Genomic DNA, 19,345 nt, shown 5'->3' on the forward strand with positions numbered 1-19,345 from the left:
CCTTATCAATTAGTGGCGCAGAGTTCGGCGAGTACCCGCAGGCGGCGGCGCGGTTCGGCGACATAGGGGTTTTTCTGATCCCAGGCGTAGCCGGCGAGGATCGAGCTGATCATCCGGCGGATTTCCGGCTGGGCCTTCTCGAAATAGATCACGTCCTGGAAGCTACCGTCGTACCAGCCCTCGACATACACGCGGAAGGTGTCGACGCCGCGCTTGAGCGGGATGGCAAAGTCCTGCTCCCAGTCCACCGTCTCGCCGCTGAGCTGACGGTGCAACAGGCCGGCGGCCATGCTCGCCGAACGCATGGCGATGGTCACGCCCGAGCTGAATACCGGGTCGAGGAATTCCGCCGCGTTGCCGAGCAGGGCAAAGCCCGGCCCGTGCAGGGTTTTCACGTTGGCCGAGTAACCACCGATGGTGCGCGCCGGGGTATCCCACACGGCATTTTTCAGCACCTTGTGCAGGCTGGGGGTCTCCTCGATAAATTGCTTGAGGCAGGCATCCAGGTCTGTCGGGCGACCCTGATAGCGGGTGGCATCGGCGACCACGCCCACCGAGCAGCGGCCGTTGCTGAATGGGATGGTCCAGAACCACACATCGCGCAGGGTCGGGTGGGTGGTGATGAGAATCTTCTCACGGTCGAAGCCAGTGCCCTCGCTGCGATCTTCGACGTGGGTAAACACCGCCTGGCGCACCGGGAAGTTCGACGGTGTATCGAGGTCGAGCAGGCGCGGCAACACGCGGCCATAGCCGCTGCCATCGAGGACGAAGGCGCATTCGACCTGATATTCGTGGCCATCGGCCAAACGGCGTACCGAGAGACGCGGGCAGTCGCCGCTGAAATCGACGGCGAAGATTTCTTCTTCATAACGGATTTCCACACCCTGCAGCTCGGCCTGATCGGCCAGCAGCTTGTCGAAATCGGCGCGCAGCACCTGATAGGTCGAGCCCTGACCTTTGGTGAAGGTGTCGCGAAAATCGAATTCGGTGTAACGCTCACCCCAGCCAAAGGCCGCGCCATGCTTGGTCTGGAAGCCGGCCGCGCGCACGGCGTCGAGCATGCCGGCTTCTTCGACGAAGTCCAGGCAGTGCGACAGCAGGCTCTCGCCAATCGAGAAGCGCGGGAAGCGCTGGCGCTCCAGCACTAGCACGTCATGGCCATTGCGCTTGAGCAGCGCCCCGGCAATCGCCCCGGATGGGCCGGCACCAATGACCACGACTTGGCGTTGTTCGACTTCAAGAGACTTCATAGCGGCTTCTTGCCTCATGCTTGGCGGCGTGTGGGTAAGCACCGGCGAGGGCCGGTAACAGGGTCGAGATCAGGCCCATCAGCATCAGGGCGAAATACAGTGCCGGGCTGATTATCTGCTGTTGCAGCAGCAGATTGAGAAAGATGATTTCAGTCAGACCGCGGGTATTCAACAGCAGGCTTTCGCGCCACTGCCCCGCATAGGCGCGTAGCCGACCAGCGGCCCAGCTCAGACCCAGCCAGTTGCCGGCCAGCTTGCTGATGATCGGTAGCAGCAACAGCGCGCCAAACTGCCAGGCAGAATACCCCTGCCAGGCGTCGTGCCAGCTGATCTGCAGCAGGCCATAGGCCAGAATCAGCGGCACCGCCAGCCAGGTTTGCAGCCAGCGCAGCAGTCCGGCAGGCAGTGGCAGGCGTAAAGGCAGGCGCAGGGCGGTGAGCAACAGCAGGTAGGCGATGCCAAACACCAGGGCATTCAGCTGCAGTTGCTGCATCACCAGCAGCAGGGTGAGAAAGCAGCTGCCATTGAGCCGCGCCGAGCGCAGCGGCAGCAGCTTTAGCAGCAATGGTAGGGCGGCGGCCAGCAGCGGCCAGAGCAGGGTGGCCGGGTCGCTGCTGGCCTGGACCAGGCCGAAGATCAGCCAGCACAGCACGTCCATGATGATCGCCGCCTGCAGCAGCTGGCGGATCTTGGCCTGCGGGTAGCCGAGGTGCTGCAGGTAGAGAAACAGCACCGGAATGGCGGTCAGGGCAGACAGCAGGCCCACGGCAATATCGGCCAGCAGGCCTTGCTCCGGTAGCAACCAGACTGCGCAGGCCAGGCCGCAGAAGAACGGCACAAAGAAACTCGGCAAGGCGATCTGCAGGCTGCCGGGCTCCAGTTGCAGATCGACCACATCACTGAGGATATGCCCCAGCAGCAGGCAGAAGGCCAGGCCATACAGCGGCTCCAGCCAGGCCGGCGCGAGCAGCTCGCTGGCGCCGAAGCCCAGTGGCGTACTCCACAGCATCAGCAGCGGCAGGCCCAGGGTGGCCAGCAGCAATTGGCTGACAATCGGGATCAGGCGCAGGTGTTTGCCCAGCCAGGTCACCAGGGCAAATAACGCGAGCAACGCCAGCCAGGCCAGGGCGATGGTCATGCCGTCTGGCTCCGGTGAGCGGGGGCGTGCTGAGTGCCGGCCCAGGGCGCGAGCAGAAAGCAGAACAGCAGACCTAGGCTAATCGCCAGGCCGAAGTTGGCAATCGCCGGGGTGTCGCTGATCAGCAGCAGGCCGAACGACAGCCAGCTGGTCAGCGCCGAAAGCAGGGTGCCGAGCAGGCTGACCGCTGGCCCACCGATGTTTTCGCGCATGAGGATGGCGTAATCGACGCCGATGGCAGTGATCAACAGCAGGCCAAACAGGCTGAACAGCGTCAGCGGTTGGCCCAGCCAGCCGAGACAGGCCAGCGCCGCCAATGCCGCCAGCAGCGGCAGGCAGACCACCCGCAATGCGCCGCCGAGGCCGAACGGCAGGCACAGCAGTAACAGGATGGCGATGGAGGACAGCAGCTTCAGCTCGGCGGCGCTAAGTTGGGTGGCGCTGAACAGTGCGTTGAGCTCGCCGATCCGGTCCACCAGTTGCACCCCCGGCAGGCCCTCGACCAGCGGCTTGAGTTCGCTGCTGTTGCTAAGCCCTTGTAGGCTGACCAGCCCCGCCACACCAGCGGCGCCGTTCTTGCTATGAGCGCCCAGCCATAGCGGACGCCAGGCCTCGCCCAACGGGCTGGTCAGGGCTTGTTCAAGGCTGGCCTGATTGTTCTGTTGCAGCTCCTGCAATTCGTCATGCAGCGCGGCTGGCGGGACGCCCAGGTCGAGCAGCGGCTGCCAGTGCTGCGGCAGTGCACCGAGCGCTGCGCGTAGCTCCTGCAGCTGGCTGTCGGGTGCAACCAGTTGGCTGAGGGCGCGGTAGCCACGCAACTGACCGTTGTGCACCGCCTGATCCAGACGCTGGCTCAGCGCCGCCTGGCGCTCCAGCAACTGTTGCGGATTCGCGGCGCGCACCAGAAAGAACTGGCTGGTGGGCTGTTGGCCGGTCAGCTCGGCAATGCGCTGGGCCTCGGCCAACAGTTGCGGCTCCTGGCCCAGCCACTGGCGCAGATCATTCTGCGTATGCAGCTGCCACAGGCCGCCGGCGCAGAACAGCAGCAGTAACGCCAGCAGCGGTGCACTGCCGACTTTGTCCAGCAGACGTGCCCGACCGGTCAGCAGGCGTTGGCTAAAGCTCAGCAGTTGCGGTGATGGGCTTAACCGCAGGCCACGCAGCCAGGCTGGCAGCAGGCACACCGAGCAGAGGTAGGCGGCGATCAGCCCGGCGGCGGAGAACAGCGCGACCTGGGTCAGCGCCGGAAACGGGGTAAAGGCCAGCGCCAGGTAGCCGATCAGGTTGGTGCCCAGGCTCAGGCTCAGACCCGGCAGGGTGGCGCGCAGCGCGCCCCAGCTGCTCCAGCTCTCGCGGCCTTCGGCGTTGCTCCAGCTTTTACTCAAATAGTGTTGCGGGTAGTCGGCGGCAACGCCAACCAGGCTGGCGCCGAGTACCAGGGTCAGCGCGTTGATCTGACCGAACACCAGTACACAGGCGCTGCAGCCGGCCAGCAGCGCCATGCCGATGGGCAAAAGGCTGACCAGCACCCGCACCCTGCGGAAGGCCAGCAGCAACAGCAGCAGGGTGCCGAGGGTGGCGCCACCGCCAATCAGGCTGATCTCGCGGGTGGCCTTGGCCTGTCCGGCTGCCGCATACAACACGCCACCTGCCGCCAGCAGTTGGCCGCCGGCTGTTTCGATCTGCGCGCGGGTAGCGGCGAGCTGTGCGGCTATCAGCGGCGGTTCCTGCATATCAAACGCGCTGCCCTGGGCGCTGACGCGCAGCAGGGCCCAGGTCATACCGGATTCTTCCAGCAGCAGTGCGCCGCTGCTCAGGTCGGCCTGAATGCGGCTGCCGGGATTTAGCGCCTGCTGCGCACGTGCGCCCAGGCCCAGCCAGTCCTGCTCGATGGGCAACAGGCTGAAACCGGCGAAGGTGTCGAACAGCTGGGCGGCGCGTTGTTCGATCAACTGCTGCGGTTGCTCCAGCAACAGCTGACGATCTGCCGCCGGCAGCAGGGCCAGACGGTTACTGCGCAGGTAGTCGCGCAGTGCCGTGAGGTCGCTGTCGACGTTCCACTGCACCTGGGCGAAACGGCCGCTGCCGCGCCATTGCTCACCCACCTGCTGCACCAGGGCAACTGCTTGTTCGCGCTGCGGGTGGCCGATCAGTAGCAGCAGGTCGCGATTGAGCGGCTCCTGCATACGCTGTTCGGCCTGCTGCACCAGGGCATCGCCGCTGCCGGCGGGCAACAGCGCGAGCATATCCGCCGCTACGGGCGGGCCGTTGCGCCATTGCCAGGCGGCGAGGGTCAGCAGGGCAGCGAGCAGCAGCAGAAAGCCGCGCGGTAGCCAGCGTTCACTGAGCAAAGTCACGCTGCTCCTGCTCACTCAAGGTATCGCCGGCCTGGCTGTTCGGCAGGCGCAGCACGCTGTGATCGCCCTGGGTTTCATGCAGCTCGATGCGTTGCACCAGCGCGCCGCCGTCGATCTGGATACGGCTGAAAATCTGTTTGAGCAATAGCGAATTCGGCACCAGACGCAGTTGCCAGGCCTCGGCGGTGCCGCTCAATTGCAGCTGGAAGTCCCGCGCCAGGCCGCTGTGGTCGCCCTTAAGCACTGCGAGAAACAGCCGGCTCTGCTGGGCGGCCACGTCCTGGCCTGGCTGCTGTTGCCAGCCGCCAGGCGTGCGTTTGGCGATGCCCTGGCCGTCGATGCGGTAATCCTGCTTGAGCGGGCTTTGCAGCTGCCAGAGCAGGCCGAGGTCGCGGCTGAGGACAAACTGGCCACGGCTGGTCAGCGGCTGCGGTAGGGCGCGCAGGTGCTTTTCCTGAATCAGCGGGCCGCGTACCACGGCAGGCTTGGCCAGCTGGGCGCTGAGCTGATCGAGGTCGAAGGCCAACGCATTCTGGCTTAGCAGCCAGAGGCCAAGGTATGCCAGCAGACGTTTCACGCCAACACCTTCTCAACCGCCTCGATCATCACCTTGGGCGACACGAACTGCATTTCGCGGGTGGCGATTTCCACCGCTACCTGCACGCTGCTGCCACGGGTCATACGCTCCCCAGTCGCTGCATCGCTGATCAGGTAGTTGATCTTCAGGCGGTTTTCCCACTCCACTAGGTCGGCGCGCACGCGGATGCGCTGGCCGAACTGGGCGCCACGGATATAGCGGATCTGCAGGTCGATCACCGGCCAGGCGTAGCCGGCGTCGCGCATCTGCCGGTAGTTGTGGCCGAGCTTGTCGAGCAGCGCGCAGCGCGCCTCCTCGAAGTATTTGACGTAGTGGCCGTGCCAGACCACTTCCATCATGTCGACGTCGAAGAACGGCACTTGCAGTTCGATTTCCGCCTGCAATACGCCTTTGCTACGCATAAAGCCTCCAGTGCTGCTCGCGGATGCGCACCAGGCACAGGCGCAGTTCGGCCTCTAGGGCGCGGTCTTCAATCACCGGGTGGAAGTCCACGGCTAGTTGTTCGCGCATGGCGGCGACGGGTGCGGGAATATCAATCTTGCCGTCGCGCTGGCGCAACCACACGCCCTGGTTGGCTGCCAGCAGGGTGGCGGCGGCGACCTGCTCGGTCAGCTCCAGGCTGCGCAGGGCGTCGCGCGCGGCGATGGTGCCCATGCTCACTTTGTCCTGGTTGTGGCATTCGGTGGAGCGCGAGAACACGCTGGCGGGCATGGTGTTTTTCAGCGCTTCGGCGGTCCAGGCGCTGGTGCCGATCTGCACGGCCTTGAAGCCGTGGTTGATCATCGCGCTGACGCTCGGCGCGCCGGACAGGTTGCTTGGCAGGCCGTGGTTGTAGCGGGTGTCGACCAGCAGGGCGAGCTGGCGGTCGAGCAGGTCGGCGACGTTGCCGACCAGGTTCTTCAGGCTGTCCATGGCGAAGGCGATATGCCCGCCGTAGAAGTGCCCACCGTGCAGCACGCGTTCTTCTTCAGCGTCGATCAGCGGGTTGTCGTTGGCGCTGTTCAGTTCGGTTTCGATGAACTGGCGCAGCAGGCCCAGGCTGTCGGCCAGCACACCGAGCACATGCGGTGCGCAGCGCAGCGAGTAGCGATCCTGCAGGCGGTGCAGCGGCGCGGTGGGTGCGTCGATGGCCAGGTCCTGGCGCAGCCAGGCGGCGACCTGCATTTGACCTGGATGCGGCTTGGCGGCGAACAGGCGCTCGTCGAAGTGTTCCGGGTTGCCCTCCAGCGCCACCACGTTCAGCGCGGTGATGCGGGTGGCCAGCTTGAGCAGGTAGTCGGCGCGGGAGAATGCCTGGCAGGCCAGAGCGGTCATCACCGCTGTGCCGTTCATCAGTGCCAGGGCTTCCTTGGGACGCAGCACCAGCGGTGTCCAGCCCAGCTCGTTGTGCACGTCGATGGCGCTGCGGCGCTCACCCTGGTACATCACCTCGCGCTCACCGGACAGGGTGGCGGCGACGTAGGACAGTGGCGTCAGATCGCCACTGGCGCCCACCGAGCCTTCTTCCGGGATCAGCGGCAGCACGTCGTGTTCGAGAAACGCCTGCAGGCGTTCCAGCAGCTCCACGCGTACCCCGGAAACCCCGTGGCACAGCGACTGCAAGCGAGCGGCGAGCACGGCGCGGGTGCTGGCTGCATCCAGCAGCTTGCCCAGACCGCAGCCATGGAAGGTGTACAGATGACGCGGCAGTGCCTCGACCTGATGCAGCGGCACGGCCACCACGCAGGAGTCGCCGTAGCCGGTGGTGACGCCGTAGATCACGCCTTCCTTGTCCAGCAGGCTGTCGAGAAAACGCGCGCCCTTTGCGATTCTTTCGCGGTAGGCGGCATCGCTTTGCAGCTGCGCCGGGGCGCTGCGGCTGGCCAGGGCGACGACCTGCTCGATGCGCAGGGGCTGTTCGCCAAACACGATGGGATCAGGCTGATGTGTCGTCATCTTCATTCCAGAACGGGTAGAAATTGAACCATTGCAGAGGCGCACTCAGGCAGCGCTGGGCCAGGCGGTCGGCGTAACGCTGGGTGCATTGGCGGATCGTTGTATCGCGCTCGCTGCGCTTCCACGGCAGGCGCTCGATAAAGGGCTCGAGGATCACCTGGTAGCGGCCATCGATCTTCAGGCAGCTCATCAGGTTGACCGGGCATTGCAGCAGCCCGGCCAGCAGCCAGGGGCCTTGCGGGAAATCCGCCGGTTGGCCGAGAAAATCCACGCTGACCTTGCGGCTGCCCTTGAGCGGCACGCGGTCGCCGGCAATTGCCAGCCATTCGCCGCGCTCCAGGCGCTCGGACAGTTGCAGCATGATCGCCGCGTCCAGTTCGCTGACCTGGATCAGGCGCATATGGCTGGCCCCGGCGTCGGCCAGCAGGCGATTGAACTGTTCCGCGTGTTTGGTGTGCAACAGCACGTTCATCTGCACCTGCGCACCCACTTCAGCCAGGGCGCGGCAGACCTCCAGGTTGCCCAGGTGTGCGGCCACCAGAATCTGCCCGCGGTTCTGTCGCTGTAGCTGGCCGCAGAGGTCTTCAGGGTCGATCAGGTCAACCTGCTCCAGGCCGAGGCGGCCACTCCACACGTCGAGCTTGTCGAGCAGGGTGTCGGCAAAATGCATAAATTGGCGGAATACCGAGAGGCGGCTCGGCTTCAGCTCGGCGCGCCCGCTCCAGGCCGCCAGGTTGCTCTGGTAGTGGCGGATGCTACGCCGCGCCTTGGCGCCGAACAGGTAGAAATACAGCACGATCAGATACAGCAGCGGGCTGATCAGGCGACGGCCCAGCACACGTGCCAGCCAGGCGGTGAATTTCATCAGGATAAAGCTGCCGCGCTCGCGCTGGCTGGCCCAATGGCGTTGATCGCTCATCCGCGCCACCTGTGCCAGAGAATCAGTGGGGCGCGCACTACCATGCCGAAGAACAGCTTGGCGTGCATCTTGGAAATCAGCGCGTTGTCGAGCCACAGGCGAAAGTGCGAGAGGCCGTCCAGCGGGTAATGCACTTTGGTCGGCAGCCAGTGCATCGGCTGATTGCGCCAGGCCAGGCGCACCAGAATCTCGGTGTCGAAATCCATGCGTTTACCGATGTTTACCGCGTCGATCAGCGCTAGGGTGGCCGGCAGCGGGTAGACACGAAAGCCGCACATGGAGTCGCGGATAGTCAGCGACAGGGTGTTGATCCACACCCATACATGGGTCAGGTAGCGCGCATAGAGGCGGCCTTTCGGCACGCTCTCGTCGTACTGCGGGTAGCCGCAGATCAGCGCTTGCGGTGCGGCTTGCGAGGCATCGATAAAGCGCGGCAGATCGCCGAGGTCGTGCTGGCCATCGGCGTCTACCTGCAGCGCATGGCTGAAGCCCAGCCGCGCCGCCTCACGCAGCCCGGCCATCACCGCGCCGCCCTTGCCCTGGTTGACCGGCAGGCGTATCAGGTGGGTGTCGGGTTGTGCGGCCAACTGATCCATCACCGCTGCGCAGCTGCTGCTGGATGCGTCATCAACCAGCACGCAGGGCAGGCCGGCCGCATGCAGCGCGGCGACCACCACGGGCAGTGCGTGTTCGTGGTTGTAGACCGGGATTACCGCGCAGGGCTTATGCACTGGCCGCCCCCAACAAAATCCGCCCGGAGGAGCAGGCGGCTTCGCCGTTACGGAAAGCGAAGTACAGCTTGCCGCGCTCCGCGTCGAAACGCAGGTTCAGCTGCAGCTGATCGCCGGGGCGCACCAGTTGCTGGAACTTCAACACTTCCATTCCGCTAAAGCGCGGCGGCAGGTCCGTGATCAACTGCCGCGCCAGTTGCTGCGCCCAGTCGATCTGCACCACCCCGGGCAGCACCGGTGTCTGTGGGAAGTGGCCGGTAAAGTGGGCCAGGTCCAGCGGCACCACCAGCTCCAGCTGCCATTCGCCGTCCTGCTCGACAGCCGAGAGTGGCACCACCTGGGTTGGGCGCGGCTCGCTCAATACTGCTTCCACTGTGGCTTGCGCCAGTTTGCCCTGGCTGTTGTAGGGCAGCTGGGCGAGCAGGCGCCAGCGCCGGGGCAGGGCGATGGCTTCGCAATGACTGGCGAGATGGCGGCGCAGGGTTTCGGTGACGGTCTTGCGGCCCTGGTTGCGCAGTGCGTGCAAGCCGGCCGGGCTTAACGCCACCAGCGCGCCGAGGTAGGCGCGGCCTTCCTGCACCACGCCGAGGCGCGCATCGCTGAGCCATTCGTGGCTGCTCAGCGCCTGTTCGAGCATGGGCAGGGAAATACGTTTTTCTTCCAGTTTGATAATCCGGTCCAGGCGGCCGCGCAGGACAAAACGGCCATTGGCCTGCAGTTCCACTGCATCGGCGGTCTGCTCACGATGGCCAGCCGGCAGATACGGCGAGGTCAGGTGCAGCGCACCTTCGGCGTTTTGTCCCAATTCGATGCCGGTAAACGGCGTCCACAGCTCACCACCCTGACGCCAGGCGATGCCGCCGGTTTCCGAGCTGCCGTAGATTTCCGTGGGCCATTGGCCAAGCAGCATGTGCAATTCGGTGGCGGTTTCGCCTGGCAGCGCGCCGCCGGAGGAAAATACCTGGCGCACCTGGCGCAGTGCATTCCAGTCAAGGTTGTCGCCCATGCGTTTCAATAGCGCGGGGCTGGCCACCCAGGCGAAAGCAGTGCCGGTTGCCAGGCTTTCGCGCTGCAAATCTTCGGGGAACGGCTGGGCGCGGCGCAGGAATGGGCGGCCGGCGCAGAGTGGCCAGAGCACGCGAAACAGCAGGCCGTAGATATGCTGAGTGGCGACGCTGCCGAGGATGGTCGCGTCGCCCAGTTGCGCGCCCCACAGCTGCTCCAGGGCGGTGACTTCATTGGCCAGTTGGCGCAGGGATTTGTCGATCAGCTTGGCTTCGCCGCTGGAGCCGGAAGTGCACAGGGTCAGCTGGCACTGGTCGATATTCAGCGCAGCCGGCGGCAATGCGGCACTTTCGTGATTCAGCAGCTCATCCAGGTTGTCCAGCCACAGGTCACACTGCGCACTCAGACGCTGGCGGGTCTGTGGCTGGGCATCGGCTGGCAGCAGCACGGCAATCCCGGCGCGCCAGGCTGCCAGCAGGGCGATGGCCAGCTCAGCGGCATCGTCGAGGTACAGTGCCAGGCGCTTTACGCCAAGGTTTTGCAGTTGCGCTGCCAGTTGCAGGGCGTGCTGGCGCAGCTGGGGCTGATCCAGGTCTGCGGTTACTGCGCGGCCTGGGTGGGCGTCGAGCAGCAGATGCTCGAGGGGCAGCCAGTTCATTCATGTCTCCTTACGTGCTGGCGTACCAGCCACTCACCGGCAAACAGCAGGCCCATCAGGCCGTAGGCAATCAGCCCGGTATACAGCGTCCACCAGCTCAGCGGCGCCCAGAAATTCAGCGCCACCACCACCAGGCCGTTGGCCAGGAAGAACCAGGCCCAGACTGCTGTGACAGTGCGCGTGTAGCGGATCGCCACTTCCGGCAGCTGCGGCTCGCTCAGGCGGGCCAGGCGCTCGATCAGCGGTGGGCCGAATTTCAGGCTGAGGCCGAACAGCGCCAGCAGCAGGCCGTTGAGCAGCACCGGATACCAGCGCAGCAGTGCCGGCTCACCTGCCAGACCCAGCAACAGGCAGAACCCCAAGGCTACGGCGGTCATCCAGCGGTTGCCCGGCTTGCCCCATTGGCTCAGCGCACGCACCAGCCACAGACCGCCAAGCACGGCGGCAAACAGGCGTGGCGACAGATGCTCCATGCCGTAGTACACGGCAAAGGGATAGAGCAGCCCGGCCAGCAGCAGGAGCAGGCCAAATAGGCGACTCATTATTCGCTGGCTGGGGCGTTGACCAGCTGCAGCACCGCCTCGACCACGTCACCGACGGTGCGCACAGCCTTGAACTCCTCGGCAGCGAGCTTTTTACCGGTCTGGCGTTTGATGTGGTCGATCAGGTCAACGGCGTCAATGCTATCGATCTCAAGGTCCTGATAGAGGTTGGCCTCGGGCGTAATACGTTCGGCGTCCAACTCGAACAGCTCGACCAGCGCGTCGCGCAGGGTGTCGAAAATCTCTTCACGGGTTTGCATCGGCGGCTTCCTCAGGCGGTCTGTTGCGATGACACGAATGCCGCCAGGCTGGCTACGTTGGCAAAGTGCTTGCGGGTGTCTTTGGCTTCGGCGTCGATCTTGATGCCGAAACGTTTCTGGATAGCCAGGCCGAGCTCCAGGGCGTCTACCGAGTCCAGGCCCAGGCCTTCACCGAACAGGGTCAGGTCGGCGGCGATGTCTTCGGCAGCCATGTCTTCCAGGCCCAGGGCGTCGATGATCAGGTTTTTAATTTCCAGCTGTAAATCGCTCATCTTTGGCGAGCTCCTTCATAAAGTGTTGGTGCAGAAAATCGTTGAGTTTGCGTGAGGCTATCGGCGGTGGCCCCATGGCATTGAACTGGTTTGGGTCAATATCCTCGCCTACGCGCAGGCGAATGTGAAAACGGCGCGACGGAATGCTGTACCAGGGCTCGGCCTTGGTCAGGGTGGTGGGGCTGACGCTGATTACCACCGGCGTAACGATGCGTGCGCCACGCAGGGCAATGGCTGCTGCGCCGCGGTGAAACTCCGGGCTGTGCCCCGGCGTGGTGCGCGTGCCTTCGGGGAACACGATCAGGGTCTGGCCGCTTTGCAGCGCGCCGGCGGCCTCGTCGAGCATGTCCATGCTGCCGCTGTTGCTGATATAGCCGGCGGCGCGGATCGGCCCGCGCATGCTCGGGTTATCCCACAGGCTCTGTTTGACCACGCAGTTGGCGTCGCGAATAAAGGCGATCAGCACCACCACGTCGATCAGTGACGGGTGGTTGGCGATGACCATCTGCCCAGGCTGGCCGAGGCGTTCGATGCCTTCGACCTCGTAGGTCAGCACGCCGCTGCGGTACATAAAGCGTACAAACAGGTAGAAGGTCTTGCTTACCACCGCGCGGGCGCGGGTGCGCCGACTCAAGGCATCACCCGGCAGCAGGGCCAGCAGCGGGAAGATCAGCACGCGCAGCAGCACCCCGCCAATGCCGAACAGGCTGAAACTCAGGGCTGTGGCAATCAGCCGCCAGAGATAGGGCGCGCTGTAACGGCTCAGGCCTTGTTGCGTGACCAAGTCCATTGTCGGCTCTTCCAGTGGTGCTGCAGGGTCGGCTGGTCGCTGCACAGGGCGCGGACCAGGTTGAGGGCGTGGGGCCATTCGCTGACGGCGCCGTTGGCGCGGCTCAGTTGCAGCTGCCAGTCATCACCCGGCGTCAGCAGCAGGCCAACGGCATAGGGAAACGGCACGTCGTCGATAAAAGGCGCGTAAAGCGCGGGCGGGGTTTCTTCGGCAATCACCAGCAACACTGCCGGAGCGCCGTCGTGGAGCATGCCGCAGGCTTCCAGTATGGCGTTTTCCAGGCCATCGCCGGCGCCGGCAATGGCCGTCATTTCGCTGTGATCGCCGCGCTGGATCGACCACAGACCGATGATCGCGTTATGCACCGAGAGGCTGAACTGGGTCGGCGACAGCGGCTCACCATGCGCCAGGTCGGTGAGAATGGTCAGGGTACGCGGGGTTTCGCCATGCCGACTGGCGAACACCATGGGCAATTGCGGGTGCGCTTCGGCCAGTGGCCAGGCGACGTGAAAGGCCATCCGCGCCAGGCGGCTCAGGCGCCGGCGCTGCATGGCCGGTAGGGCGCTGACATCCGGCTGTTGGCCAGTATCGACCAGGCGCAACGGTGCCTGATGCCAGGCGCACCAGTCAGCCGTGCTGTCCAGGCCAGGGGCCCAGGCACGCCATTGTTCGATCCTGAAATGTGTCACGCGGTGGGCGTCCATGTCGGCTACGGCCAGCCGCAACCAGCGGATGGCTTGGCAGCAGGTGTGGCGAAGTGCTGGCATTATCCAGACCGTACGGGCCGTGCGCAAATCTATGGCCTGTTGTTCTGACCGGAGGCGGCGCGGTTTTGCCGAAAATCTCGCCCTTGTCACGTAGTTTGCATAGAATCCGAGACCATTTCGGGGTTTATGCGGGATTCAGGGGGTATTTCATGCGGCGCGTGATCTTCAATCAGAAGGGCGGTGTGGGTAAGTCCAGTATTGCCTGCAACCTTGCCGCGGTCAGCGCTTCCCAGGGCTATCGCACGCTGCTGATCGACCTGGACGCCCAGGCCAATTCGACCCATTACCTCACTGGCCTGACCGGTGAAGATATTCCCATGGGCATTGCCGAGTTCTTCAAGGGCACGTTGTCATCGGCACCGTTCGGCAAGAAAGGCAGCGTGGATATCTACGAGACGCCGTTCGACAACCTGCATGTGGTCACCGCCACCGCCGAGCTGGCCGATCTGCAACCTAAGTTGGAGCAGAAGCACAAGATCAACAAGCTGCGCAAACTGCTCGAAGAGCTCAGCGAAGACTACGAGCGCATCTACCTCGACACCCCACCTGCGCTGAATTTCTACACTGTCTCCGCGTTGATCGCCGCCGACCGCGTGCTGATCCCGTTCGACTGCGACAGCTTCTCGCGCCAGGCGCTGTACGGCTTGCTGCGCGAAATCGAAGAACTCAAGGAAGACCACAACGAAGGCCTGGAGGTTGAGGGCATTGTGGTCAATCAGTTTCAGCCGCGTGCCAGCCTGCCGCAGCAGCTGCTCGATGAGCTGATTGCCGAGGGCCTGCCGGTGCTGCCGGTCAATCTGATGAGTTCGGTGAAGATGCGTGAGTCGCACCAGGCCTGCACGCCGCTGATCCATCTGGACCGCAACCACAAGTTGACCCAGCAGTTTGTCGAGCTGCATGACCTGCTTAACAGCGCTGATTGAGTTGAGTCTGGATAACAAAAAAGCTGCCTAGGCAGCTTTTTTGTTGGACGTAGAAAACCTATCTGACGACGTAAATGTCGCAAGGCGCCTTGTGCAGGAAGTGCTGCGCCAGGCTGCCAAGCAATGCTTGCGACAGTGCGCTGCGGCCGTGGCTGCCGAGTACCAGCAGTTCGGTGTTGGTGCTTTTCAGGCGTGCTTGCAGGCAGCGCAGGATGCCGCCTTGTTCCACCGAATGGGTCAAGGTCGGGCCATTCTCCGGCAGGTTCTGCGCTTCATCTTCCAGTAACTGGTTGATCAGGGCTTTTTGCGTGGCCAGTTGCGCCTCGACCTGCTTGGGCGTGCCCTTGTCTGGCTCGAAGACGTGCAGGGCGTGCAGTTCGGCTGTTTCCGGCAGCAGGCGGTAGGCCTGGCCGAGGGCGCTGCAGGCGCAGAGCGAGAAGTCGATGGCCGCCAGTGCGCGCTGGTATGGCTTGAAATCGTTACGCGCCACCAGCAGCAGTGGCACCGGACAGTTGCGCGCTATGCGGTCGAGGCTGGTGCCGGAGAAAAAATCGTGGCGCTGGTGATGGCCACCGAGTACCAGCAGGTCGCAACCCAGCTCATTAAGCTGTTGCAGCACCACTTCCGAGGGCTTGATGCCGGTGCGGATCAGCAGCTGACTGCCAGCCGGGGCGTATTGGGTCAGGCTGCGGTCCAGCGCCTGCTTGGCCTGCTCATGCTCCTGGCTGCTTTTGCTCGGGTCGAGCACATGCAGGATGGTCAGTTTGGCGTTGAATTGCTTGGCCAGCTGGGTGGCGCGGCACAGCGCCATGTCGGCAGTGTCGCGCAGGTCGTGGGCAATAAGGATGTGACTGGGCATGGTCGGCGTTCTCCTGCCGATGCATGTCGGCACATTTATTGTGACCTCGAGTCATAGCTGGACTTTTGACCTAGGGCAAGGTCAGGTGTCAGCGTGCGCGTAATTGATACAGGCCGCGACTCTCGGCCACTACTTCACCACTCTCATCGGTCAGCTGCAACTGTAAAACATACTCGGCTTTGCCGAGTTCTGTTGCCTGCTTTTGCAGCTGCTGGATTTCTTCCGCTGCAAGGTGCGCCTCCACCCAGATATCACCGCTGGCGGGGCGACGAAAGCGCAGGTTCATTTCCTTGACGATGGGGTAAAAGCGCTGCGCATCGAAGCTGGTAAGAAACAGCGCACCGCCGGGAATTTCCGCCAGAGTGAACAGCGCACCGGCATACATGCTGCCGATATGGTTCTGGTTACCTGCCAGCGGCATACGCAGACGTATGTGGCCAGCTTCCAGCACTTCGGCCTTGAGCCCGCTGCGCTGGACAAAGGCGATCTGTTCTTCGGTGAGCTGGCGTACCAGTTCGATAGGCATCGTCATGCTTGGCTCCACACGTCTTGTTGTGCAGCCAGCCTAAAGGTTGGTCGTGAGCGCAGTAATGACCGCAATGCCCATGCGTAATTGACCGATTCGCTCAAATGCCCTGCTGGCGCAACCAGCCAAGCAGTTGCGGCAGGGGCAGCGCACCACTCTGCCGGGCGACTTCTACACCGCCCTTAAGCAGGATCAGCGTCGGGATCGAGCGAATGCCCATTTCTGCCGACAACTGCGGGTTGGCTTCGCTGTCCAGCTTGGCCAGGCGGCAGTGGCCTTGTAGCTGCGCGGCGGCCTGCTCATAAATGGGGGCAAAGCTGCGGCACGGGCCGCACCAGCTGGCCCAGACATCAATCAGCAGCGGCAGGTCGCCCTTGTTCTGCGCATCGAAGCTGGCCTGGGTCAGTTCGAAGGGTGTGCTGGGCAACACCTCCGATTTGCAACGGCCACAGTGCGGCGCATCGCTCAGGCGCTCGGCGGGAATGCGATTAAGGCCATTGCACTGTGGGCAGGGGATCAGCAGGGGATTGGACATGGGCGACTCCAGAGGCGGTTATCCCTTATCTGGAGTCGCTTGCGTGGATATCAAGGGCGATCAGCCCGCTGCGGCATCCAGCGCCTGGGCCAGGTCGGCGAGGATATCGTCGCTGTGCTCGATGCCGATCGACAGGCGCACCATGTCGCGCGGCACGCCGGCGCGCTCCAGTTCTTCGTCATTCAGCTGGCGGTGAGTGGTCGAGGCCGGGTGGCAGGCCAGGGATTTGGCATCGCCGATATTCACCAAACGAACCACTAACTGCAGCGCATCGATAAAGCGCGCGCCGGCTTCCTGACCGCCCTTGATGCCAAAGGACAGGATCGAGGCCGGTGTGCCGCCGCAGAAACGCTGCGCCAGGGCATGCTCGGGGTGATCGGGCAGGCCGGCGTATTTCACCCAGGCCACTTGCGGGTGATTCTGCAGGTAATGGGCGACCTTCAGCGCGTTCTCGCAGTGGCGCTCCATGCGCAGGGCCAGGGTTTCCAGGCCTTGCAGGATGAGGAAGGCATTGAACGGCGACAGCGCCGCGCCGGTGTTGCGCAGTGGCACCACGCGGCAGCGGCCGATAAAGGCGGCCGGGCCGAAGGCCTCGGTATAGGTCACGCCGTGGTAGGACGGGTCGGGCGTGTTGAGCAATGGGAAGCGCGCTTTATTGTCAGCCCAGGGGAATTTGCCGGAGTCGACCACAATGCCGCCGATGCTGGTGCCGTGGCCTCCGATGTACTTGGTCAGCGAGTGCACGACGATGTCTGCGCCATGCTCGAACGGGCGGCAGAGAACCGGTGTGGCCACCGTGTTGTCGACGATCAGCGGCACGCCATGGCGGTGCGCGGCTGCAGCCAGGGCCGCGAGGTCGACGATATTGCCGGCCGGGTTGCCGATGGATTCGCAGAACACCGCTTTGGTTTTATCGTCGATCAGCGCTTCCAGGGCGGCGATGTCGTCGTGGGCGGCGAAGCGGGTCTGGATGCCGAAGCGCGGCAGAGTGTGCGCCAGCAGGTTGTAGGTGCCGCCGTAGAGCTTGGCCACCGAGACGATGTTGTCACCGGCTTCGGCCACGGTCTGGATCGCGTAGGTGATCGCCGCCATGCCCGAGGCCACGGCCAGTGCGCCGACGCCACCTTCAAGCGCCGCCACGCGCTCTTCGAGCACGGCGTTGGTCGGGTTCATGATCCGTGAATAGATATTGCCGGCGACCTTCAGGTCAAACAGGTCGGCACCGTGCTGGGTGTCGTCGAAGGCAAAGGAGCTGGTCTGGTAGATCGGGACGGCCACCGCCTTGGTGGTCGGGTCGGGGCTGTAGCCGGCGTGGATGGCCAGGGTTTCCAATTTCATGCGCGCGTTCCTTCAGGGCAGATTGAAGGTTGGCAGCATGGAGAAATCAGCAAGGCCCGGTCAATGTGCTAGCGCAATGAAACGGGCCTTGGGTTAGATCGATATCTTCGCCGCTTATGCCGCTACACCGGCACCAGCGGCCAGAACCAGGGAATCACGAAGCTGGCCACGATCCACAGCAGCAGGTTGAGTGGAATGCCGACCTTCATAAAGTCGGTAAAGCGATAACCGCCGGCGTTGTAGACGAAGGTGTTGGTCTGATAGCCGATGGGCGTGGCGAAGCTGGCGCTGGCGGCGAACATCACCGCGACCACAAAGGCGCGCGGGTCGACGCCCAGGTGCTGAGCCATGCCGATGGCAATCGGCGTGACCAGTACCGCCACCGCGTTGTTCGACAGCACTTCGGTGAGGATCGAGGTGAACAGGTAGATAAACGACAGCATCAGCAGCGGGCCGGCCCAGGGCATCAGGCCCATGACATTGCTGACCATCAGGCTGACCAGGCCGACCTTGTCCATGGCGATGCTGATGGCCAGCATGCCGAAGATCAGGCTGAGGATCTTCCAATCTACCGCCTTGTAGGCGTCTTCCACATCCAGGCAGCGGGTCGCCAGTACGGTCACCGCGCCGATGATCGCCAGGCCTTCGATGGGCATTACGCCGAAGGCGGCCAGCAGCATCACGGCCAGGGTAGCGATGATCGCAATCGGTGCCTTGTCGCGGCGGAACGCGCGTTCCTGTACGGCGTTGAGGCTGATCAGCTCGCCGTTGTCGGCGAAACGCTTGATTTGCGTCGGCGTGCCTTCCACCAGCATCACGTCGCCGAACTGCAGTTCGAAGTCATCCAGGTTGCCCTGGATGTTCTCATCCTGGCGGTGCACGGCAAGCACGGCGATGCCATAGCGCGCGGTGAGGTCGAGGTCGCGCATCGGCCGGTGGCTGTAGCGCGAGTTACGCCCGACGATGGCCTCGGCGAGGATCACGTCATGGCTGCTGATGGTTTCAAACGCATCGCTGCGGTTGAAGATCAGGTGGCCACTTTCGCGCAGCTCCACTACATCCTTGACCTGACCGTGCAGCACCAGTTGGTCGCCCGCCACCAGCAGGGTGTCATGGGCCGGCTCGGTGAGCTCCTGCTCGTCGCGGAAGATCTTAAGCACCTGCAAGCCGCTGCCGCCATTGAGGTTGGCTTCGTGCAGGGATTTGCCGATTACTGGTGAGTTCTGTGGCACCAGCAGCTCGGTCATAAAGGTGCGGTCGAGGTTAGGGCGCAGCTGCTTGGACAGGGTCTCGCGTTCGGGCAGCAGGTGGCGACCTATGGTCAGCAGATAGAGCATGCCCACCGTTGCCAGGATCAGCCCGGCACCGGTGATCTCAAACATGCCAAAGGGCTCAAGGCCCGCCTTGCGTGCCACGCCGTCGACCAGAATATTGGTCGAGGTACCGATCATGGTCAGGGTGCCGCCAAGGATGGTGGCGTAGGACAGCGGGATCAGCAGTTTCGACGGTAGGGTGCCGGCGCGCCGCGCCAGGGAAATTGCCACTGGCGTGAGAATGGCCACCACCGGTGTGTTGTTGAGGAACGCCGAGATCACCAGCGCGGTGATGGTCAAGCCGGTGAGCACGCGAATCGGGCTGGTACCGACCAGATTCCCCAGCCAGTTGCCGAGAGCGTCGATGCAGCCGGTGCGTTCCAGTGCGGCCGAGAGCACGAACATGCAGGCAATGGTCACGGGCGCCGAGTTGCTCAGCACGCTGAGCACTTCCGCAGGCGTCAGCAACTGAGTGATCAGCAGCGCCGCCACGGCGATGGCCGCAACAATGTCCGGGCTCCACTTCTCGCGCACAAAGGCGTACAGCACCCAGATCAGCAGGGCGCCGACAAACAGCAGGGGCAGAGGAAGAGAGTCCCAGAACATGAACATCCTTAGCGTAAGCGGAC

Annotated in this window: 20 protein-coding genes; 1 reads left to right on the forward strand and 19 read right to left on the reverse strand. The window is 63.8% G+C overall.

Annotated features, from left to right (window positions below):
* Positions 1–5: 5 nt before the first annotated feature.
* The 14 genes from ACIN8IBEIGE_RS00625 to ACIN8IBEIGE_RS00690 are packed head-to-tail and all read right to left on the reverse strand — an operon-like array spanning position 6 to position 13,159.
* Positions 6–1,250, reverse strand: a complete 1,245-nt coding sequence (locus tag ACIN8IBEIGE_RS00625) for an NAD(P)/FAD-dependent oxidoreductase (protein ID WP_160012948.1) — start codon at positions 1,248–1,250, stop codon at positions 6–8.
* The gene (locus ACIN8IBEIGE_RS00630) at positions 1,237–2,388 is read right to left on the reverse strand and encodes a sodium:proton antiporter (protein WP_160012949.1); all 1,152 of its coding nucleotides are present in this window, start codon (positions 2,386–2,388) and stop codon (positions 1,237–1,239) included. The genes ACIN8IBEIGE_RS00625 and ACIN8IBEIGE_RS00630 overlap by 14 nt, the downstream gene beginning before the upstream one ends.
* Positions 2,385–4,745 carry an MMPL family transporter gene (locus tag ACIN8IBEIGE_RS00635; RefSeq protein ID WP_160012950.1) on the reverse strand — a complete coding sequence of 787 codons (2,361 nt, stop codon included), beginning with the start codon at positions 4,743–4,745 and terminating at the stop codon, positions 2,385–2,387. The genes ACIN8IBEIGE_RS00630 and ACIN8IBEIGE_RS00635 overlap by 4 nt, the downstream gene beginning before the upstream one ends.
* The gene (locus tag ACIN8IBEIGE_RS00640) at positions 4,729–5,322 is read right to left on the reverse strand and encodes an outer membrane lipoprotein carrier protein LolA (RefSeq protein ID WP_160012951.1); all 594 of its coding nucleotides are present in this window, start codon (positions 5,320–5,322) and stop codon (positions 4,729–4,731) included. The genes ACIN8IBEIGE_RS00635 and ACIN8IBEIGE_RS00640 overlap by 17 nt, the downstream gene beginning before the upstream one ends.
* Positions 5,319–5,744: a thioesterase family protein gene (locus ACIN8IBEIGE_RS00645; RefSeq protein ID WP_160012952.1), complete on the reverse strand. Its 426-nt coding sequence runs from the start codon at positions 5,742–5,744 to the stop codon at positions 5,319–5,321. The genes ACIN8IBEIGE_RS00640 and ACIN8IBEIGE_RS00645 overlap by 4 nt, the downstream gene beginning before the upstream one ends.
* Entirely contained in the window at positions 5,737–7,278 is a 1,542-nt protein-coding gene (gene hutH, locus ACIN8IBEIGE_RS00650) for a histidine ammonia-lyase (protein WP_160012953.1), read from the reverse strand. Before hutH ends, ACIN8IBEIGE_RS00645 begins: the two co-directional genes overlap by 8 nt.
* On the reverse strand, positions 7,259–8,197 hold the full coding sequence (locus ACIN8IBEIGE_RS00655; protein ID WP_160012954.1) for a glycosyl transferase: 939 nt from the start codon (positions 8,195–8,197) through the stop codon (positions 7,259–7,261). Before ACIN8IBEIGE_RS00655 ends, hutH begins: the two co-directional genes overlap by 20 nt.
* Entirely contained in the window at positions 8,194–8,928 is a 735-nt protein-coding gene (locus ACIN8IBEIGE_RS00660) for a glycosyltransferase family 2 protein (protein WP_160012955.1), read from the reverse strand. The genes ACIN8IBEIGE_RS00655 and ACIN8IBEIGE_RS00660 overlap by 4 nt, the downstream gene beginning before the upstream one ends.
* Entirely contained in the window at positions 8,921–10,591 is a 1,671-nt protein-coding gene (locus ACIN8IBEIGE_RS00665; RefSeq protein WP_160012956.1) for an acyl-CoA synthetase family protein, read from the reverse strand. The genes ACIN8IBEIGE_RS00660 and ACIN8IBEIGE_RS00665 overlap by 8 nt, the downstream gene beginning before the upstream one ends.
* Complete coding sequence (locus tag ACIN8IBEIGE_RS00670; RefSeq protein WP_160012957.1) at positions 10,588–11,133, reverse strand: hypothetical protein; 546 nt, start codon at positions 11,131–11,133, stop codon at positions 10,588–10,590. The genes ACIN8IBEIGE_RS00665 and ACIN8IBEIGE_RS00670 overlap by 4 nt, the downstream gene beginning before the upstream one ends.
* Entirely contained in the window at positions 11,133–11,393 is a 261-nt protein-coding gene (locus ACIN8IBEIGE_RS00675) for an acyl carrier protein (RefSeq protein ID WP_090380641.1), read from the reverse strand. The genes ACIN8IBEIGE_RS00670 and ACIN8IBEIGE_RS00675 overlap by 1 nt, the downstream gene beginning before the upstream one ends.
* An 11-nt stretch (positions 11,394–11,404) precedes the next feature.
* Positions 11,405–11,665, reverse strand: coding sequence for a phosphopantetheine-binding protein (locus ACIN8IBEIGE_RS00680; protein ID WP_090249897.1), 261 nt, complete (start codon positions 11,663–11,665; stop codon positions 11,405–11,407).
* Complete coding sequence (locus ACIN8IBEIGE_RS00685; protein WP_178124314.1) at positions 11,640–12,455, reverse strand: 1-acyl-sn-glycerol-3-phosphate acyltransferase; 816 nt, start codon at positions 12,453–12,455, stop codon at positions 11,640–11,642. Before ACIN8IBEIGE_RS00685 ends, ACIN8IBEIGE_RS00680 begins: the two co-directional genes overlap by 26 nt.
* The gene (locus ACIN8IBEIGE_RS00690; RefSeq protein WP_160016273.1) at positions 12,428–13,159 is read right to left on the reverse strand and encodes a beta-ketoacyl synthase chain length factor; all 732 of its coding nucleotides are present in this window, start codon (positions 13,157–13,159) and stop codon (positions 12,428–12,430) included. Before ACIN8IBEIGE_RS00690 ends, ACIN8IBEIGE_RS00685 begins: the two co-directional genes overlap by 28 nt.
* A 212-nt stretch (positions 13,160–13,371) precedes the next feature.
* On the opposite strand from ACIN8IBEIGE_RS00690, the gene ACIN8IBEIGE_RS00695 reads away from it, so the two are divergent.
* Positions 13,372–14,145, forward strand: a complete 774-nt coding sequence (locus tag ACIN8IBEIGE_RS00695; RefSeq protein WP_160012958.1) for a ParA family protein — start codon at positions 13,372–13,374, stop codon at positions 14,143–14,145.
* Positions 14,146–14,203: 58 nt separating this feature from the next.
* Here the strand turns inward: ACIN8IBEIGE_RS00695 and ACIN8IBEIGE_RS00700 are convergent, their stop codons facing one another.
* From ACIN8IBEIGE_RS00700 to ACIN8IBEIGE_RS00720, 5 genes are all read right to left on the reverse strand, one after another.
* Positions 14,204–15,004 carry a universal stress protein gene (locus ACIN8IBEIGE_RS00700; RefSeq protein WP_160012959.1) on the reverse strand — a complete coding sequence of 267 codons (801 nt, stop codon included), beginning with the start codon at positions 15,002–15,004 and terminating at the stop codon, positions 14,204–14,206.
* A gap of 88 nt (positions 15,005–15,092) precedes the next feature.
* Complete coding sequence (locus ACIN8IBEIGE_RS00705) at positions 15,093–15,536, reverse strand: PaaI family thioesterase (RefSeq protein ID WP_160012960.1); 444 nt, start codon at positions 15,534–15,536, stop codon at positions 15,093–15,095.
* 94 nt (positions 15,537–15,630) lie between these two features.
* Positions 15,631–16,065: a thioredoxin TrxC gene (trxC, locus tag ACIN8IBEIGE_RS00710; RefSeq protein WP_160012961.1), complete on the reverse strand. Its 435-nt coding sequence runs from the start codon at positions 16,063–16,065 to the stop codon at positions 15,631–15,633.
* A gap of 60 nt (positions 16,066–16,125) precedes the next feature.
* A complete protein-coding gene (locus ACIN8IBEIGE_RS00715) occupies positions 16,126–17,403 on the reverse strand; it encodes a bifunctional O-acetylhomoserine aminocarboxypropyltransferase/cysteine synthase (protein WP_160012962.1) in 1,278 nt (425 codons plus the stop codon).
* A 122-nt stretch (positions 17,404–17,525) separates the two neighbouring features.
* Positions 17,526–19,322, reverse strand: a complete 1,797-nt coding sequence (locus ACIN8IBEIGE_RS00720; protein WP_160012963.1) for an SLC13 family permease — start codon at positions 19,320–19,322, stop codon at positions 17,526–17,528.
* Between the last annotated feature and the right edge of the window lie 23 nt (positions 19,323–19,345).

Origin of the sequence: Pseudomonas sp. 8BK (assembly GCF_902506475.1) — a bacterium.
Taxonomy (GTDB): domain Bacteria; phylum Pseudomonadota; class Gammaproteobacteria; order Pseudomonadales; family Pseudomonadaceae; genus Aquipseudomonas; species Aquipseudomonas anguilliseptica.

Coding starts and splice junctions, on each gene's coding strand:
- ACIN8IBEIGE_RS00625 (WP_160012948.1), bottom strand. CDS start 1,250: ATGAAGTCTCTTGAAGTCGAACAACGCCAAGTCGTGGTCATTGGTGCC.
- ACIN8IBEIGE_RS00630 (WP_160012949.1), bottom strand. CDS start 2,388: ATGACCATCGCCCTGGCCTGGCTGGCGTTGCTCGCGTTATTTGCCCTG.
- ACIN8IBEIGE_RS00645 (WP_160012952.1), bottom strand. CDS start 5,744: ATGCGTAGCAAAGGCGTATTGCAGGCGGAAATCGAACTGCAAGTGCCG.
- hutH (WP_160012953.1), bottom strand. CDS start 7,278: ATGACGACACATCAGCCTGATCCCATCGTGTTTGGCGAACAGCCCCTG.
- ACIN8IBEIGE_RS00655 (WP_160012954.1), bottom strand. CDS start 8,197: ATGAGCGATCAACGCCATTGGGCCAGCCAGCGCGAGCGCGGCAGCTTT.
- ACIN8IBEIGE_RS00665 (WP_160012956.1), bottom strand. CDS start 10,591: ATGAACTGGCTGCCCCTCGAGCATCTGCTGCTCGACGCCCACCCAGGC.
- ACIN8IBEIGE_RS00670 (WP_160012957.1), bottom strand. CDS start 11,133: ATGAGTCGCCTATTTGGCCTGCTCCTGCTGCTGGCCGGGCTGCTCTAT.
- ACIN8IBEIGE_RS00675 (WP_090380641.1), bottom strand. CDS start 11,393: ATGCAAACCCGTGAAGAGATTTTCGACACCCTGCGCGACGCGCTGGTC.
- ACIN8IBEIGE_RS00680 (WP_090249897.1), bottom strand. CDS start 11,665: ATGAGCGATTTACAGCTGGAAATTAAAAACCTGATCATCGACGCCCTG.
- ACIN8IBEIGE_RS00685 (WP_178124314.1), bottom strand. CDS start 12,455: ATGGACTTGGTCACGCAACAAGGCCTGAGCCGTTACAGCGCGCCCTAT.
- ACIN8IBEIGE_RS00690 (WP_160016273.1), bottom strand. CDS start 13,159: ATGGACGCCCACCGCGTGACACATTTCAGGATCGAACAATGGCGTGCC.
- ACIN8IBEIGE_RS00695 (WP_160012958.1), top strand. CDS start 13,372: ATGCGGCGCGTGATCTTCAATCAGAAGGGCGGTGTGGGTAAGTCCAGT.
- ACIN8IBEIGE_RS00700 (WP_160012959.1), bottom strand. CDS start 15,004: ATGCCCAGTCACATCCTTATTGCCCACGACCTGCGCGACACTGCCGAC.
- ACIN8IBEIGE_RS00705 (WP_160012960.1), bottom strand. CDS start 15,536: ATGACGATGCCTATCGAACTGGTACGCCAGCTCACCGAAGAACAGATC.
- trxC (WP_160012961.1), bottom strand. CDS start 16,065: ATGTCCAATCCCCTGCTGATCCCCTGCCCACAGTGCAATGGCCTTAAT.
- ACIN8IBEIGE_RS00715 (WP_160012962.1), bottom strand. CDS start 17,403: ATGAAATTGGAAACCCTGGCCATCCACGCCGGCTACAGCCCCGACCCG.
- ACIN8IBEIGE_RS00720 (WP_160012963.1), bottom strand. CDS start 19,322: ATGTTCTGGGACTCTCTTCCTCTGCCCCTGCTGTTTGTCGGCGCCCTG.